Below are 17,887 nucleotides of genomic sequence, written 5' to 3'. Positions count from 1 at the left end.
CTCACAATGAGAAGTAACAGACAAAAATTTAAATTTTTTCTTACATTTACCCCGCCTCTCAATGACTCTCTTGCCTCCCACCGATCTCAGGAAGGTAACTGAACAACCTGTCTTTCCTGCACCTTCTCCTCGCTTAACACACCTGATTAACCGTTTTCAACTATCTCCAGAAACCGTTGTGTTGTTTCTAGCCATGTTAATTGGCGGTGGCACTGGTATGGGTGTGGTGACGTTTCATTATTTGATCGAGCTGATTCACCACCTAATGCTGGAAAATTTAATGGGTGCGATCGGCGTTTGGGGTGCTTGGACTTTAGCCTGTGTCCCTCTTTTGGGTGGATTAATCGTTGGATTTATGCGCTGGCGCACTCAAGATTTTGGCCCAGGACTTTCATCTCTCATTGCTGCTTCCCAAGGTACAGAGGTAAAGCGACAATTACGACCAGTTACCAAGATGCTGGCTGCATCTGTTTCGTTGGGGAGTGGTGCTTCTTTGGGCCCAGAGGGGCCAAGCGTCGAAATTGGTGCCAATTTTGGGATGTTGCTGTCTTTAGTACTACAAGTATCTCAAGAGCGACAGCGGTTACTTTTAGGTGCTGGTGCTGCGGCTGGATTGGCTGCTGGATTTAATGCTCCCATCGCTGGGGTATTTTTTGCTCTAGAAGTTGTGATGGGAGCTACATCCTTTGCCACTTCTGCTGTGAGTGTAGTATTGTTAGCCGCAGTGGTGGCCGCATTAATCGCTCAAATCGGTTTAGGCGCACAACCTGCTTTTGCCTTACCTGTCTACCAAGTTCTTAGCCCGTTGGAATTACCGCTTTATCTGGGCTTAGGTTTAGGCGCGTGTCTAGTTTCTCTGACATATACGCAATTAATTCGTTTAGCGAAAGCCTGCTTTGCTGGACATGTGCCGGGTTTTAATTTTTTGGGTCGGATTCCTAAGTTCATTCACCCCATTATTGGCGGCATTATTATTGGCACAGCCGCTTTGCAATTTCCACAGATTTTAGGTATTGGTTATGAAACTGTGGAAGCGATGCTTCAGGATGTGGAGTTTTCGCTGCTTTTATTAATTGAACTGCTAATAGTGAAGTTATTAATTACAGCAATTAGTGCTGGTAGTGGTTTCGTTGGTGGTTTATTTGCACCAGCAATGTTTTTAGGTGCTTCTTTTGGCTCAGCTTATGCCAAAATTTTAGTCCTTTTAGTCCCAGCAATGAGTGGACAAATGGCAGCACCTCCAGCTTATGCAATGGTGGGTATGGCAGCAGTTTTAGCTGCTAGTTTTAGAGCGCCGTTAACAGCTATTTTGATGCTGTTTGAATTAACTCGCGACTACCGCATTGTTTTACCTTTGATGGCAGCAGTGGGATTAAGTGTTTGGCTAATGGAGAGGATTCAGCCAAATTTTAACGCTAATTCTAATCTACAACAGATTGGTCTTTCAGCTTTGAAAGATGAACAAGCAGAAATTGTTCAACAAATTTTGGTAGAAGATGCCATGCTTTCTTGCCCCAAAAAACTATCTGCAACCTTGAATGTGCTAGAGGCGGCTATGGAAATGATCCGCGATCGCTGCCGTAGTGCTTTAGTAATTAATGAAGCAGAACAGTTAGTTGGTATCCTTTCTCTAGAAGATATCAACCGTACCCTTTCTCTATGGCAAAATCACCCCATTTCTAACACTGAAATTCCAAGTAATTTATCCAGTCAAACTCTCATTGATATTTGCACAACTGAAATTCTCTACGCTTGGCGCGATGAACCTTTATCTGAAGCTTTAGACCGCATGGCTTTACGAGGTTTGCATCAATTACCAGTGGTAGCACGAGAAGACCACGAACGCATTTTAGGTTTATTAGAACGCGAGCAAATTACATTGACATGCAACTTGGCAGTAACGCGCAAGGCACTCAACCACTATTTACCAGTACGTTCTACAACAGATATAGTTAATAGTCAGTAGTCAATGGTCAGTGGTTAATAGTCAGTGGAAAAAATCAACAACTGACTCAAGACTAGATTTTAAATGAGCAGTGGAAGATATAAACAACTGACAACTGACAACTGACAACTGACAACTTAATTAAGCTGTAGCTTCTTCGGCTTCAATACCTTCTCTATCGTCTGCGTCTACCTGTCTCAGACGAATGTGCTTTTTACCCAAAGTGATAAGAAACTCATCTCCTGGCTTGAGATTCATCTGTTTTGTATAAGCTGAACCTATCAGTAAATTACCGTTTGATTGCACACTAATTCTATAGCTAGCACTGCGTCCACCACGCCCATTGGCATTGGGTGCGCTGTCTAATTGAATGCCTTCGGCATCAATTAAAGCATTTAAGAACTTCATCATATTGACACGCTCTATACCATTCTTGGTAACGGTATAGTAGCCGCACTTCTTAGCTTTGTCTTCTTTGCTCTCGTTCTCTAGCTCTTTGACTTTTTTGAGCAGTTCTTCCCCGACTAGGGGTTCAATTTTTTTCTGTTTAGGCATCAACTTAGGTCGAAAATGAATGGTTGAAGTAGTTGAATGGATTTTATTTTAGCTGACGTTGAGCTATTAGGAACAGAATCCTTTAGTTTTTATCTCCGTCTAGCCAAGTATATTACACTCGTAGACGAAAATTCTGCACAATTTCCAATATTGCCAATTAATATATTTTAGAGAATGCTGATAACTATATATAGTTTGTGAATTGCTGCTAAACTATATTTGTTTAAGTTTTTTAAAGTAGTAAGGCTAAAAAGGTTATTTATTTGGTCAGCTTGATAAGCAAACCATAAAATGATAAGCAAACCTGATTCTTAGTAAATAGTCAAGAGTCTAAAAATTTTTGACTACTGACTATTGATTATTGAGTAAATGAAACTAACTACCAGAGGACACTATAGTGTAAAAGCGTTGTTAGATTTGAGCTTACAGCCAAATTATGGCCCTGTATCTGTAAGAGCGATCGCACTTCGCCAAAATATTCCAGCACCTTACCTAGAAAAATTGCTAATAGAAATGCGTCGTGCTGGGCTAGTAAAATCAATTCGCGGCAGCGTTGGCGGATATCAACTAGCACGAGAGCCTGTACAAATTTCTATAGGCCAAATTTTAGAAGCAGTAGGCGAAACCATCACTAATTTACCTCATCACACTCCCACACCAGCACAAACTGAAGATTGGGTAACATTCACTCTTTGGCAAAGACTCAATCAAAAACTCAAAGAAGCTTTGTACAGTATTACTCTGGCAGATCTCTATTACGATGCTCGTAGCTGGCAAGCTTCACTTGGGGAAGAAGCTAGTTTTGTTATTTAAAAGTGGTCAGTGGTTAGTTGTCAGTTGTTAGTTGTCAGTTGTTAGTTGTTGATTTTTCCACTGACTATTAACCACTGACTACTGACTATTAACCACTGACTACTGACTATTGACTAATGACTAATATCTATATTTTGATTGTCGCTGCCATTTTAGATTATTTAATTGGTGATCCTTGGGGTTGGCCTCATCCAGTACAAGTTATGGGATGGGTAATTTCTCGCCTGACAAAGTTTTCTCTGCAATTGTGTCAAAATCATTTAGCACAACGCATAGCTGGAATTTTACTAGGTATAATCTTAATTATTGGTAGCGGCTATGTAGGCTGGTTAATAATTCAAGTTGCCAGATGGTTGCATCCGCTGTTAGGAATTGCTTTAGAAAGCATTCTCCTCGCTAGTTGTTTTGCTTTTAGAAGTTTGCGAACAGCAGCAGAAGCTGTTTTACAACCTTTAACTACAGGAAATTTGCAAGAGAGCCGTAATGTTTTAAGCAATTACGTGGGTAGAGATACCCAAGATCTCTCAGAACCAGAAATTTTGCGGGCTGTTTTAGAAACAGTTACAGAAAATGCTACTGATGGGATCATGGCTCCACTTTTTTATGCAATTGTTGGTGCTGGTGTACCAGGGGTAGGAGCTGCTTCTTTGGCGCTGGCATACAAAGCCAGTAGTACTCTTGATTCAATGGTGGGTTATCGGGAAACGCCTTACACTTATTTAGGTTGGTTCAGTGCCAAGTTAGAAGATTGCTTGACTTGGCTACCTTGTCGCTTCGCAGTCATCACTCTGGGGCTTTTATCTGGTAAACCTTCGTATGTTTGGGGAATTTGCAGACGAGATGCAGTCGCTGACCCTAGTCCCAACTCTGGCTGGAGTGAATGTGCTTATGCTGCTATTTTAGGCGTGCAGATGGGGGGTACAAATTGGTATCGTGGGGTAGCTAAACAAAAACCACTCCTAGGAGATGCTATTTATTCCATCCAATCAACTCACATTCAAACTGCTTTGCAATTGACTCGATATTGTTTTTGGCTGTGGTTAGGGGTAGCGATCGCAATACTATTACTTCTAAACAAGTAATGATAAATATAAAGTTAGACGTTAAGAGTTTTTATTCATAACTCCTAACTCATCACTCAGGGGTATCGGTCTATAACTATGTCTGCCAAAATAGTTGAAATTCTCTCATCAGAAGACCTCCGTCGCACTGTAACTCGTCTTGCTTCCCAGATTGTGGAAAGAACGCGTGATTTATCCCAACTAGTGCTTCTCGGTATTTATACGAGGGGGGCGCTATTAGCCGAATTATTGTCCCGTCAAATAGAGGTACTGGAAGGCGTATCTGTAGCAGTAGGCGCGCTAGATATTACATTTTATCGAGATGATCTCGACCAAATTGGGTTGCGGACTCCAGCAAAATCAGACATTCCTTTTGATCTCACAGGGAAAACAGTTGTATTGGTGGATGATGTGATTTTCAAAGGTAGGACAATTCGGGCTGCTTTGAATGCGGTCACTGAGTATGGTAGACCAGAAGTGATTCGTTTAGCTGTGTTAGTAGATAGGGGTCATCGAGAGTTACCAATTCACCCAGATTTTATTGGCAAGCAGCTACCTACGGCTAAAGAAGAGGTTGTAAAAGTTTACTTACAAGATTGGGATGGGCGAGATGCAGTAGAGTTGATTGCAGATTAAGTTTACTGAGCCGGAAAAGCAGGATATTGGCTCTAACTCTCTATTAGTATTTAAAGACTTGAGACTTAAGCTTTGTGTGATTCGCAAGTGTTAAGTGGGCAAACTTAACTGAGAATAGGAGATCAAAATGCTTAAGGTTGTTGTTGGTCACAGTGAAGATTCAGAGTCTCAAGATGCAATTTTAGAAGTCTTAGACCAATGTTCTCAAGATTTAGCAGGTGTCATACCTCAGGCGGGTATTTTATTTGCAGCTATTGATTTTAATCATGCTCTCATTCTGAAAGAAATTGACCAGGTATTTCCTGGAATTGATTTAATTGGTTGCACTACAGATGGTGAAATTTCTTCAAAATTAGGGTTTCAACAAGATTCTTTGACGTTGATGCTTTTTTGCTCTGACACTATAGAAATCCGTGCTGGTGTGGGGTATGGAGCAAAGGATAATCCTCTGGCTGCTGCTCACCAAGCAGTGCAGCAAGCAACCGAGAAAAGCACTAATGCTGCAAAACTATGCATCTCTATACCTGCTAGCTACATAACAGATGGTTCAACTACTAATGGAGAGTTAATTCTTAAAGGGTTAAAACTAGCTTTGGGTTCCCAAACCCCTATTTTGGGTGGTACTGCTGGAGATCAATTTAGATTTAAAAAAACTTACCAATTTTTCGGCAACGAAGTTCTGACAGATTCACTACCAGTTCTCATTTTTTCGGGAGATATTCAATTTTCTTATGGAATTGCCTGTGGTTGGCAACCAATTGGCCGCAAGAGCATTGTCACCAAGGCTGAGGGAACCGTCCTTTACGAAATTGATGGTAAATCAGCATTGGAATTCTATGCACGCTATTTGGGCGATCGCCCACCGACTGCGGAAAATCCCTTAGCAGTGTATGAAGGAGATAGCGATCGCTACTATATGCGAGTGCCTAATACTTATGATGTTGAAACCGGTAGCATCAATTTTCTAGGAGATATTCCAGAGCAAGCTACAGTTCAAGTTACAGATATCAGTCGGGATGAAGTTATTGCGGCGGCTGAGGTTTCATTGAAAAATGCCTTAGAAAATTATCCGGCAACAGAACCAGAAGCTGTTTTATTATTTTCCTGTTGCTGTCGCCGCTGGCTTTTAGGTACAAGGGCAAAGGAAGAATATCAACTTGTCAAAAATTTACTCTCTGAAGAAGTGCCTGTTTGTGGATTCTATACTTATGGTGAATTTGCACCATTAGAACATCAAGGTTCAACTTATTATCATCAAGAAACTTTTGTCACTCTACTTCTGGGAACAAAGTAGAGATTTATGGAACCTACAGACTACGAGAGCAGACTAAAACTGTTAGAAAAAACTGTTCGGATTCTCCAAAAAAAACTTGATCGTTCAGAAGCAGATCGACAACAACTTGAGAACGCCAGTGAACTCAGAGAATCACTTCTCAAAAGTGTGATTCGAGAACTAGAAGAGTCACAAATTTCTCTAGAAAAACGAGGTAATGAACTCGAAACAGCACTGGCAAATCTCAAAGCTTTGCAAATGAAACTGGTTGAATCTGAAAAAATGTCTGCTCTTGGAGTTTTGGTAGCTGGGATTGCTCATGAAATTAATAATCCAGTTAGCTTTATCTACGGTAATTTAAATTATGCTCATGAATACTTTCAAGATTTGCTGAGGTTAGTGGAACTTTATCAGCACTATTACCCTGAACCAGTAGCTGTTATTAAACGAGAAATTCAAGTAATTGAACTCGAATTTATTAAGCAAGATTCTATAAAACTCTTTCAGTCTATGAATATAGGAGCAGAGCGAATTACTGAAATCGTCAAATCACTCCGCACGTTTTCTCGTTTAGATGAAGCGGATTTTAAGTCAGTAGATATTCATGAGGGAATTGACAGTACATTAATTATTTTAAATAACCGTCTCAAGGCATCAGTAAATAATCCAAACGGGATTAAAATAATTAAAAATTACGGAAATCTGCCATTGATAGAATGTTATTCTGGGCAAATGAATCAGGTATTTATGAATATTTTTATCAATGCAATTGATGCTTTGGAAGAATCACTATTAAGCACTGATTTTTCAGTATGTAATAAAAAGATTACTAGTTATAAAGAGCTGGTTAATAATAATCCACAAATTCAAATAAGTACAGATATCATTAATAATGACTGGGTAGAAATTCGTATTGCTGATAATGGTCTGGGAATGGATGATAAAGTGAAAGTAAAATTATTTGATCCATTTTTTACAACTAAGGATGTTGGAAAAGGAACAGGCTTAGGTTTATCAATTAGTTACCGAATTATTAACGAATTGCATGGTGGTAAATTATATTGCCATTCATCACCTGGAGCAGGAGCCGATTTTGTAATTCATATTCCCATTCGACAGTCTAAAATTAAGTAATAATTGTTAGGGAACAGAGAAATATTTCCCTGTTCCTTTGCATGTTTTTTATGCGCGATTGTTCCACTCTTGCGCCGCATCTTCTACGGCTTTATCTACAGTTTTCTCTCCTAGCATTGCTGCTTGCAAATTCTCATAAATTGCTTTTTGCAGTTTATTAAGATCCTTCAATGTGGGGGTTAATATTTCTGCTTGTTGCAGTTGTTCGGCAGTAATAACTCGCGCTTTCTCCACTGTTGAAGCAGTAGCTGGAACATCTTTAAAATAGCTATCAGACAGTGCTTTAACTGTCGATGGCAAAACGTTAGCAGCTTTAGCAAAAGCTAGCTGATTTTCATCATTAGTCACAAATAAGGCAAATTTAACAGCTGCATCTGGGTGTTTGGTTTCACGGGGAATAACTATGTTCATGACAGCGACATTTTTCTTACCTGTGTCACCTGTAAGTTGGGGTGCGATCGCGGAAGCTTGAGCAATTTTTGGAGCATTATTGGCGATCGTTTTCAGAAACTCTGGCCCAGAAGCTAAAAATGCTGTCTCGCCAGCTTGGTATAAATCAATTGCATGGCGATGTCCTTGTGTCAAAATTTCTTTTGGTAGCAAACCTTTCTTATACAAATCTACCCAGTACTGAAACGCTGCTTTGCCTTGGGGAGAATTAAAAGCCGCTTTTCCCTCAGTATCTACTAGAGTTACACCCATTTGTACTAACGATTCCATTACCTCACCGGAATCTTGCGGTACAACAGTCACAAAAAATGCATATTTGCCAGTCTTATCTTTAATTTGTTGCGCTGCTTGTGCCAATTCTCCGTAGGTAGCAGGTACTTTTGTGATACCTGCCTGTTTTAATAAATCAGTGTTATAAATGGTTAGCCGTGTGGTGAGGTACCAGGGTATACCAAAACTCTGGCCATTCAGTGTGCTTGCTTTCCAGATATTTGGTAGATAGGAGGAACGTGCTTCATTTGAGACTTTTGTATCTAGATTCAGCCAGGCATTTCGCCCAGCCAGTTGGGAAGCAAAACCTGGATTGAGGTTAACAACATCAGGTGGCGTTTTTGCTGAGACAGCTGTTAAAATTTTGTTCTCCATAGCCGCCCAAGGTATATCGACCCAGTTAACCTTTATACCAGAATTTTGCGATTCAAAAGTTGTAATTAGGCTTTGGAAATAATCGGTAAATTGAGGTTGGAGTTGCATAGTCCAAAACTCAATAGTTGCTGCTCCTGAAGCAGTCTGTTTTGTACTTGTGCCAACGTTTCCAGCACTACAACTTACCATCCAACTGGTCAATAAGCCAATTAGTGCCCAAGCAGCCAGTTGTTTAAATTTTCGCAATTGCATCATCTTTCCAGTATTTTTACGCTTGATGAAAGTAAAAAGCTTATGCAGAATTGTCGAGATTATAGGCTAAATAAATTACCTAGTACCAAGACTATTCTTTAGTGTCGTTTAGATTTTCAATTTAGCAGTCCAGCGGGCACAACTGTGGTGAAAAGCTTCAATAATCTATTTGGCAAATCTAATAAAGGGGTGGGTATTGAACTTGCACCAGAACGGGTGAATATAGTTCAGCTACGCAAGCATCGCCAAGGCTTGAAATTAGAATCTTTGACATCGGTACCAGTTCCAGAAGGCGTTGTTACTGATGGTCAAATTACCGACCCCCCAGCAATGGCGCAATTAATCCAACAAGGTTTGGCTGAGAGTAAAATCAAAGCCTCTCGTGTGGCGACTGGTGTACCAGGACGAGATTCGATTGTACGTCTAATTCCTGTACCAGCCGAGTTAGATGACAAAGAACTGCGAGAGATGGTGTTAAACCACGAAGCAGGTTTGTATTTACCCTATCCTCGTGAAGAAGCTGATGTAGATTATCAGAAACTTGGGTATTTTGTAGATGAAGATGGCATCGAAAAGGTACAGGTACTACTAGTTGCCACCCGCAAGGAAGTGACAGATACATATATTAGTACGTTTGAGCAGGCAGGATTGCAAATCGATGTTTTAGAGATTAGTAGTTTTGCGCTGATTCGGACAATTCGTGATCAACTGCGGCAATTTGGGCCACAAGAAGCAGTAGTGCTAGTTGATATCGAATTCGACAGTACAGAAATTGCGATCGTGATTAATGGAGTACCGCAATTTTCCCGCACTGTACCTATTGGTACATATCAAATGCAAACAGCCTTGGCCAGAGCCATGAGCTTACCTACATCACGTGATATGGAACTGTTACAGGGAATGACAATTCCCTCGACTCCCATAGATGGAGGTAAAACTGGGGTTACTGAAATTGATCCTGGTATGGCTGCTGTGTTGAGAGTGTTAGGAGAACTAACAGATGAACTGCGCCGTTCCATCGATTTTTACTTGAATCAAAGTGAAAATTTGGAAGTAGCACAGATTTTATTAGCTGGGCCAGGAGGTGGACTACAACAACTAGATGAGTTTTTCACTCAACGATTGAGCTTACCAACTATCCAAATAGATCCTATTGGGTCTTTGTCGTTGGAATTTGATCAAGAAAAGTACCCCATGTTAGGACGCTCTGGCTTAGCGATCGTACTTGGTCTAGGCATGAGGGAGGTGTAACATGTACAGTCTAGATATTAACTTTCTTAAAGACCGTCCAATTTATCAGAATAATCCTCAAAAACGGGAAGGAATCAAACTTCCAGTCGGGGATTTAACACCAATTTATGTGGGAGCAACTTTAGGTGTGTGTCTACCACTTTTTATGTTAACTGGTTGGTGGTTTTTACAATCTAAAAATGGCGAATTAGAGCAGACAATAGCACAACTAGATCAGCAAAACAAGCAATTAGACACAGAAATAGGAAACATTAACAAAATCCGGGAAGAGACCAATCAAGTTAAAGCGTCAACACAAAGTTTAGTCACCGTATTTGACCAGATTCGTCCTTGGTCAGCCATGTTACAAGATTTACGCGATCGCATACCAGCGACAGTACAAATTGATAACATCAGGCAACTTCCACCTACTGCCGCAGCAGAAGGTAAACCATCACCCAATCCCGCTGGGGGATTAGAAATTAACGGATTGGCTCGTTCTTATAATGATGTCAACGATTTTTTGTTGATTCTGCAACAGTCTCAGTTCTTAAAGTCTTCAGAAAGCAAAATTATCTCAGCCAACTTAGTAGATGCACCATTACCACCAACTACCGCCAGATCTACTAATGCTGTACCGATTAAACCACCCCAAATAGTTAAATATACTATTCAATCTAGCCTAAGTGATGTTCCAGCTTCTGAACTCATGCGGGAGCTAGAAAAAAAAGGCACAGTGGGTCTAGTGACTCGTATTCGCAGTATGCAACAAATAGGAGTCATTCCAAAATGACACTGAGTGATGATTTAAATTTTGCCGAACAAGCCGGGGAATTCGATTCAGTTTCATCAGGCTATCCCGTTCTTTTTGGTCTTACCTTCACTCCCAAAATTATTGGGCTTTTGGTAGGAGTTGTAGGAATTGCTGGGGCATTTTACATACTTTTTAATATGGTGATGCCAGCTTGGGATAACTATCAACAACAACAAGCAAAAAGCAGCGAACTCCAAGGGCAACTTGAACAAAAGAAAAATACTATCAAACAAGCAGCCAAAGTCAAAGAAGATTTAGACCAAGCAAAGCAACAAAAAATCCAGGTTTTAGGTTTATTTGCTAATGAAAAAACTTTAGATACTTTGCTGCTAGATCTGAATTGTTTGGTTGAATCTGGTAATACTCAAATTCCTGGTAATGCAGTCGCAGCCAAACTACAAAAGTTTCTACCAGCTTCACAGCAAGCAGAAGTAATTACTGATGGTTCTCTCGGCCCATTAGTCAACGGTCAACTCAAACGCATCAGCATTAATCTTGAAATTATCGGAACTTATGAACAAACACAGTCAGTTATTCGTAATATAGAGCGTTTACAGCCTTTGTTAATCATTAAAGACTATCAATCGACATTGGCTCCAGCAGCTGCTACTAACCAATTAGGCAAAGTAGTACGTAGAATAGGCCCTGCACCAATTACCACCGCCTTTCAAGTACAGGCATTGATGCCACTTAATCCAGAAGAAATTGCTGCTGCTAAAGCAGCACCTAAGAAGTAAAAGTTAAAAGTGCTGAATATTGATGAATGAGTAAGTTCGTAGTAAGGACTTTAGTCCTTCTTTTCTAAGTACTGAAGTACTTAACCTTCGGCTTCGTTAGTCGCTCATGGGGGAAACCCCAAGACCCTACGGGTTCAGCAGTTGCTTCAAGTCGGCAAAGCCGCCCAATGCACTGCTTCACCGCGCTAACTCACTACAAACCTTCAAAACAGCATTCATAGCGAACTACTCAAAAATTGTTGGTTATTTTTATAAGGTGAGGAATGAACTGTGAAACAGCTTCACGGTAATAGTTTAATATTGGGCACTGCCGTTTTTGTATATTTGGCAGCTCAACCAGTTTCGGCACAGATAACTCAAATTAATGATGTACAGCTAAGTCCAGTTGATGGTGGAATTAGCGTAGTTTTAAAAACTTCTACAGGGTCACGCCCGCAAGTTTTCACCACAAAAAGAGGCAATACTTTAGTTACAGATATTATTAATACTCAACTGCGTTTGCCGCAAGGTAATAATTTCCGCAAAGATAATCCATCTCCCGGAATTGCCTCAGTTGAAGTTGGTCAGCTTGATGCTAATAGCATTCGGGTAACGGTAACTGGTAGTAAAAATGCACCCAACACTCAACCTGTAGTGCGAAAGCAAAACGGTCTTACCCTCAGCTTTACCCCATCTACAGGTACTACAGCCTCAGTACCAACACCTCCAGCACCTTCAACATCGGCAGCGCCACCTGCTTCTATCCCAGTCCTACCAGGTCAAAAGCCAGATGTTCTCGTTCCTAACCCAGAAGTCACAATTGACGGCAGACCTGCTCAGCCAGCTGGCCCAGGTCAACCTGTAAGTCAGGCTCCACCATTTTTACCTAGAGCCGTCGCCCCACCAGTGGGAGATATTGCTATATCCAATACTGATGCATCTCCTAGTAATGTTGACTTAGGAACCCAAGAACGCGTTCCTCGTTTAGTCTTGCGAGATGCACCAGTGCGCGAAGTTTTGTCATTGCTAGCACGGGCTGCTGGTATGAACTTGGCTTATGCAGGAGGAGGAGAAGATAGCAAGCAAACTTCTGGCTCTCAAATTAATACTGGTGCTACCGAAAGGCTAATATATCAAACAATATCTTTAGATATAGAAAACGAACCAGTACAAGATGTGTTTAACTACGTTTTGCGACTGAGTGGTTTAGAAGCTAACCGCAGTGGTCGCACGGTTTTTGTTGGGCCTAGACTGCCTAATTCTACTCGTGATGTAGTAGTACGTAACTTGAGACTTAACCAAGCAACAGTACAAGAAATTCTGAGGGTTTTGGTTAACTTAGGAGCTGAAAGTGCTGTCAACGCGGAACCTAAAACAACTAGGGTTACTACAGATGTAATAGGTACAGAAGAAGGATCAAAAAGAAATGTGGCTGAAGATAGTAACCTGGCAGCTCAAAGAATTACTTTTACTGACTCAACTCCCATACTTCGAGGATTACAAGTATCAGGAGACGTGAGAACCAGTACTCTTACCTTGATTGGCCCACCGAGGTTAGTTGATATAGCAATCGCTCAAATTGTTCCGCTTGATCTCCGTCGTCGTCAAGTAGTAGTTAACGTTAAGATTATTGATGTTAATCTGTTGAACACCAAGGATCAAAACACCAGCTTTTCCTTTGGAGTTGGTAACAATTTCTTTACTAATGATGGCGGTGCGGCATCTTTTAATTTTGGTGGTTCCAGACCTGCGACTAGTGCTGAAGCGGCAAATAGTGTGACTAGTACACCAATCGTCAGGAATCCTGTTACAGGAGCGCCTTTCTTTGACCCTAATGGTTCCGTATCTATTCCAGGAACTACCCCAGGCACAGTAGTCGTAGACCAAAATGGCAACATCACTAGAGTCGCAAACCCAGGAAGTGGCTCTTTTTATCAACCTATTGCACCTACTGGCAATGGGAATCCCCTACAACCTGGTTTCACCGATATTACTCCAGCAACCGATAATATTATTACTAGAAACGCTGATGGTACATCTACCATCACGCAAGGCACTCTTGGTACAGCTACCGCATCTTTGCCAACTTTATTCCAATTCCCAAAACGTTTTCTAGCTAGTCTACAGGCTCAAGTCACAAATGGCAATGCCAAGATTTTGACTGACCCGACTTTAATTGTGCAAGAAGGTCAGACAGCTGATGTTAAACTGACCCAAGAAGTAGTAGGCAACATTAAAAGAGAAATAACTCGTGGTGATGGCACATCCTCAGAAACAGTTACAGCTGATAAAGAAACTGTAGGTTTAACTCTAGCTGTGAAAGTTGAACGAATTGATGATAATGGTTTTGTCTCTCTCTCTGTAGCCCCAACTGTTTCATCTCCTCAAGCTCCAGCAGACATTAATTTGGGTGGTAATAGCCAACGAATCTTTTTGGTTTCTACACGTTCCCTTACTTCTGGCTTGATTCGCCTGCGAGATGGTCAGACTCTCATTCTGTCAGGTATCATTCAAGACTCAGACCGCACAAGTGTATCCAAGATTCCCATCTTGGGTGATTTGCCACTCATTGGTTCGCTGTTTAGAAGGACAAACAAATCTAATCAGCGCAATGAGGTAATTGTGTTACTCACACCTCAAATTATGGATGACTCTGAGAACTCTGCTTATGGTTATAACTACACCCCCAGTCCAGAGGTGCGGCAAATCCTTGAGCGTCGTGGGTTAAACACACCTAAACGATAAACAGTTAGGCTGGCGAGTGAGTACTTTAGTTTTCATTCGGTAGGGTGCGTTAGTACTAAAGTCCTAACGCACCTGTTTTGTGTTGGAGCAGCTATTCTCATAATAAGAATAGCTGCTGTTGGAGCGCTGTACTATGTTGCAGTTAGAGGAAAAATGTAAGCAAAGTCTAGATTTACAGCATATTTCATCTGGATGAGGTACATTACTTTCGCCTCTAGTCCCTAGCCTCTAGCCCCTTTCTTCGTATACTTGTTGGAGTTGATAGTCAGTAAAAAGTTGAAATCTATGCTTAAATATTTTATTGACGAATTACACCACTCTAGATGTGAGTAGTATTAAAGTTAGTGTAGCTTTGCTGTGAAATTATGGCTCGTGATGTATTCCACAACATTGTGAGGTCTGCACTAGAAAAAGAGGGTTGGGCTGTTACAGATGATCCACTCAATATTAGGTGTGGTGGGGTTGATATTCAGATTGATTTAGGTGCAGAGCGACTTCTAGCTGCGGAAAAAACAGGAAAAAAGATCGCAGTTGAAATCAAAAATTTTGTGAGTGCTTCAAAAATTTCTGAATTTCACATGGCATTAGGACAATTTATTAATTATCGGACAGCATTGCGTGCTGAAGAGCCAAATAGAACTTTATATTTAGCTGTACCATTGGTAACTTATAACGACTTTTTTAATTTGTCTTTTATTCAAACTGTAGTCACTGAAAACAAATTAAAGCTAATTATATACGATGTGGAAACTGAGGCAATAGAACAATGGATAAATTAAATGAGTATCGGAAAAAAGTTAGGCAACTTTTAACTAAATATCTCCAGTACAAGCCTAGTTATGGAGATGTAGAAGTCGAACAAATTTTTGATACAGAACATGACCATTATCAAATTATTAGCATTGGATGGAATAATCAAAAGCGGATTTATGGACCAATAATGCACATAGATATTAAGAATAATAAAATTTGGATTCAGCAAAATACAACAGAAGTTGATATTGCTTTAGAACTGATGGAAATGGGTATAGATAAACAAGACATTGTAATCGGTTTTCATACTCCAAAAATGCGTCAATTATCAGGATTTGCTGTAAGCTAAAGGCGGAAAAGCCGATAATAAGTAGAACAGCTGGAAAAACCAAACTATGTTGATAAAGGTAAAGTTTATTACTTGTCCTGGCGACTAGAAGTCGCGCGCCACTTGCTTCAAGTCGGGGAACCCGTCCAACGCAGTGGCTTGGCTACACAGACAGGACGCGTAGCGGCTACTCTACGAGAACGCTAAGAGCGAACCCGAAGGGAAGGCCGCCTGCGCGGGTTAGAAACTTTGCTTTTGTAGTAGCGAATTATATCGCCTAATACTTTTAAAAGTCTAAAGCACTACGTAGTTAGTTACACACATCTTCGTACAGAAGTAATATTAGATGAGAACTTGGAACGATAAACAGAGATGGAGCCGCTTACTCTAGTAAATTCTCTAGTAAATTATCCAAGAAAAATAATTGACGATTAGCTGACCGTTTTTTGCTAAACCAGCGAAAATAAAGTTATATAACAAACTAAGTATAAAAAAAAGTTTGAATTTAGCAAAGAAAAAGGGTTTGATACTGTACCCTTTAAAGGTAATATTTACTGTTCTTTACAAAAGATTTTGAAATATATCGCTCAAAATCTACAACATGGAAGCATCTTTTGAAATCACCCTACAGATGGTGATCGCTGTTTTTGCAGGTATTAGCGCCCAGGTACTAGCGGCGTACTTTCGTGTACCCAGCATTGTCTTGTTGTTGTTATTAGGCATTTTGCTTGGCTCTGATGGTATTGGGTTGTTGCACCCCAATTTGCTAGGTATGGGGCTGGAAGTGATTGTTGCTTTAGCGACGGCAATAATTTTATTTGAGGGCGGACTCAATTTAGATTTGCGAGAGTTGGGCAAAGTTTCACTTAGTTTGCAATTGCTTGTGACTCTGGGAACGCTAATTACGCTGCTCGGTGGTAGTATGGCGGCTCATTGGCTGGGCGAATTTCCTTGGAATATAGCTTTTCTTTACGCTTCTATAGTTGTAGTGACAGGGCCAACTGTTGTTAATCCGCTACTCAAACAAATCAATGTAGATCGGCAAGTGGCAACTCTTTTGGAAGGCGAAGGGGTTTTAATTGATCCTGTAGGAGCTATCCTGGCATTTGTTGTTCTTGACACGATTGTGAATGGTGATGCTGACCCTATCAATGCCATCATTGGTCTAGCTATGCGCCTGGGTATTGGTGGGGCAATTGGCGTTGTAGGCGGCTATTTGATGAGTTTGATTTTTAAACGTGCCAATTTTTTGTCATTTGAACTAAAAAACTTGGTGGTTTTGGCAATACTGTGGGGTTTGTTTTCTTTGGCGCAGACTATCCGCAGTGAATCGGGTGTGATGACAACAGTAGTTGCAGGAGCAGTGTTTGCCAATTCTTCGGTACCAGAAGAACGTTTGTTACGTAGCTTCAAAGGTCAACTAACAATTCTCAGTGTTTCTGTACTATTTATTTTGCTAGCAGCGGATTTATCGATCGCTAGTGTGTTTGCTTTGGGTTGGGGTAGTTTATTTACCGTTTTAGTATTGATGTTCGTCGTTCGCCCGGTTAACATCCTCTTATGTACTTGGAATAGTGACCTCAACTGGCGACAAAAATTATTTTTAAGCTGGGTTGCTCCGAGGGGAATTGTTTCGGCTTCGGTTGCTTCTTTGTTCGCAATTTTGCTGACTCAGCGCGGTATCAACGGTGGTGATGCGATTAAGGCTTTAGTCTTTCTCACAATTATTATGACAGTTGTCTGTCAAGGGCTAACTGCTGGCTGGGTGGCTAACTTGCTACGCATCACTTCTAAAGAAGCAACTGGGGCGGTAATTGTTGGTTGTAATCCCTTGAGTCTGTTAATTGCCCGCTTTTTTCAAGAACGGGAAGAAACAGTTGTGATGATTGATACTGACCCGGAACGTTGTGAAAAAGCAGAAGCTCAAAATCTCCGGGTGATTGCTAGCAGTGCGCTAGATGTTACGGTTTTGGAAGAGGCGGGACTAGATTCTATCGGAACTTTTTTGGCTATGACCAATAATGGTGAGGTGAATTTTGTCTTGGCTCAACGAGCTGCTGAGGAGTTTAGTCCGCCGCGTGTTTTAGCAGTTTTTCCTCGCGATCCGCAAGCGACTCCGAGTTCTAATAATAAGGTTCACCAAGCTTTTGCAACAGATTTGACAATTAAGACCTGGAATGAATATTTAAATGATGGGCGAGTGAAGTTAGGGACAACTACACTGAGTGAGCCAGAACTTTCTCAACAACAAGGTCGTATTCAGGAAAAGATTCGGAGTGGGGAGTTGATACCGTTGCTGGTGGAACGAAAAGAACGCCTCCAAGTGATACCAGCCAACCAAGAGTGGGAAGCAGGCGATCGCATTATCTATTTGTTGCATGACCCCAGGCCTAATCTGTTAAAGCGTCTATCTGGTAGTAACCAATCTACTCGTTTAGCTCTAGAAAAGTTACCGGAGGTTGAAGAAGTACCGCTAGACAAATTATCTGAACTTTTTACCAGCGATGCTCCTGGTAGTTAAGCCTTGTTTGCGCTGT

At 40.9% G+C, this 17,887-nt stretch carries 15 protein-coding genes; 13 read left to right on the top strand and 2 right to left on the bottom strand.

What is annotated here, in order from left to right:
* The first annotated feature begins 61 nt into the window (after positions 1–61).
* Positions 62–1,966, top strand: a complete 1,905-nt coding sequence (locus I8751_RS22305; protein ID WP_214441286.1) for a chloride channel protein — start codon at positions 62–64, stop codon at positions 1,964–1,966.
* Between the two features lie 120 nt (positions 1,967–2,086).
* Here I8751_RS22305 and I8751_RS22300 read toward each other — a convergent pair whose 3' ends face one another.
* Positions 2,087–2,500, bottom strand: a complete 414-nt coding sequence (locus I8751_RS22300; RefSeq protein ID WP_214441285.1) for an AbrB family transcriptional regulator — start codon at positions 2,498–2,500, stop codon at positions 2,087–2,089.
* Between the two features lie 369 nt (positions 2,501–2,869).
* On the opposite strand from I8751_RS22300, the gene I8751_RS22295 reads away from it, so the two are divergent.
* The 5 genes from I8751_RS22295 (at position 2,870) to I8751_RS22275 (ending at position 7,417) form a co-directional block, all read left to right on the top strand.
* Positions 2,870–3,313 (top strand): Rrf2 family transcriptional regulator, encoded by a 444-nt coding sequence (locus I8751_RS22295; protein WP_214441284.1) that lies wholly within the window; start codon positions 2,870–2,872, stop codon positions 3,311–3,313.
* 116 nt (positions 3,314–3,429) lie between these two features.
* Positions 3,430–4,395 (top strand): adenosylcobinamide-phosphate synthase CbiB, encoded by a 966-nt coding sequence (gene cbiB / locus I8751_RS22290; RefSeq protein ID WP_214441283.1) that lies wholly within the window; start codon positions 3,430–3,432, stop codon positions 4,393–4,395.
* 78 nt (positions 4,396–4,473) lie between these two features.
* Positions 4,474–5,010 (top strand): bifunctional pyr operon transcriptional regulator/uracil phosphoribosyltransferase PyrR, encoded by a 537-nt coding sequence (gene pyrR, locus I8751_RS22285; protein WP_214441282.1) that lies wholly within the window; start codon positions 4,474–4,476, stop codon positions 5,008–5,010.
* Between the two features lie 127 nt (positions 5,011–5,137).
* Positions 5,138–6,304 (top strand): FIST signal transduction protein, encoded by a 1,167-nt coding sequence (locus I8751_RS22280; RefSeq protein ID WP_214441281.1) that lies wholly within the window; start codon positions 5,138–5,140, stop codon positions 6,302–6,304.
* 6 nt (positions 6,305–6,310) lie between these two features.
* Positions 6,311–7,417 (top strand): sensor histidine kinase, encoded by a 1,107-nt coding sequence (locus I8751_RS22275; protein WP_214441280.1) that lies wholly within the window; start codon positions 6,311–6,313, stop codon positions 7,415–7,417.
* Between the two features lie 48 nt (positions 7,418–7,465).
* Here the strand turns inward: I8751_RS22275 and I8751_RS22270 are convergent, their stop codons facing one another.
* Complete coding sequence (locus tag I8751_RS22270; protein ID WP_214441279.1) at positions 7,466–8,767, bottom strand: ABC transporter substrate-binding protein; 1,302 nt, start codon at positions 8,765–8,767, stop codon at positions 7,466–7,468.
* Between the two features lie 141 nt (positions 8,768–8,908).
* Here I8751_RS22270 and pilM point away from each other — a divergent pair, with 141 nt between their 5' ends.
* The 7 genes from pilM (at position 8,909) to I8751_RS22235 (ending at position 17,871) form a co-directional block, all read left to right on the top strand.
* A complete protein-coding gene (gene pilM, locus I8751_RS22265; protein ID WP_214441278.1) occupies positions 8,909–10,015 on the top strand; it encodes a type IV pilus assembly protein PilM in 1,107 nt (368 codons plus the stop codon).
* Position 10,016: 1 nt separating this feature from the next.
* On the top strand, positions 10,017–10,787 hold the full coding sequence (locus tag I8751_RS22260) for a PilN domain-containing protein (protein WP_214441277.1): 771 nt from the start codon (positions 10,017–10,019) through the stop codon (positions 10,785–10,787).
* Positions 10,784–11,545: a type II secretion system protein M gene (locus I8751_RS22255; RefSeq protein ID WP_214441276.1), complete on the top strand. Its 762-nt coding sequence runs from the start codon at positions 10,784–10,786 to the stop codon at positions 11,543–11,545. The genes I8751_RS22260 and I8751_RS22255 overlap by 4 nt, the downstream gene beginning before the upstream one ends.
* Positions 11,546–11,815: 270 nt before the next feature.
* On the top strand, positions 11,816–14,269 hold the full coding sequence (locus I8751_RS22250; RefSeq protein WP_214441275.1) for an AMIN domain-containing protein: 2,454 nt from the start codon (positions 11,816–11,818) through the stop codon (positions 14,267–14,269).
* A 365-nt stretch (positions 14,270–14,634) separates the two neighbouring features.
* Entirely contained in the window at positions 14,635–15,048 is a 414-nt protein-coding gene (locus I8751_RS22245) for a XisH family protein (RefSeq protein WP_214441274.1), read from the top strand.
* Entirely contained in the window at positions 15,036–15,371 is a 336-nt protein-coding gene (locus I8751_RS22240; protein WP_214441273.1) for a XisI protein, read from the top strand. The genes I8751_RS22245 and I8751_RS22240 overlap by 13 nt, the downstream gene beginning before the upstream one ends.
* 580 nt (positions 15,372–15,951) lie before the next feature.
* Complete coding sequence (locus I8751_RS22235; protein WP_214441272.1) at positions 15,952–17,871, top strand: cation:proton antiporter; 1,920 nt, start codon at positions 15,952–15,954, stop codon at positions 17,869–17,871.
* Positions 17,872–17,887: the final 16 nt, after the last annotated feature.

The organism is Atlanticothrix silvestris CENA357 (assembly GCF_016056295.1).
GTDB lineage: Bacteria > Cyanobacteriota > Cyanobacteriia > Cyanobacteriales > Nostocaceae > Atlanticothrix > Atlanticothrix silvestris.
The sequence above is the reverse complement of the archived record's forward strand: the minus strand, read 5'-3'. Positions and strand labels throughout refer to the sequence as shown.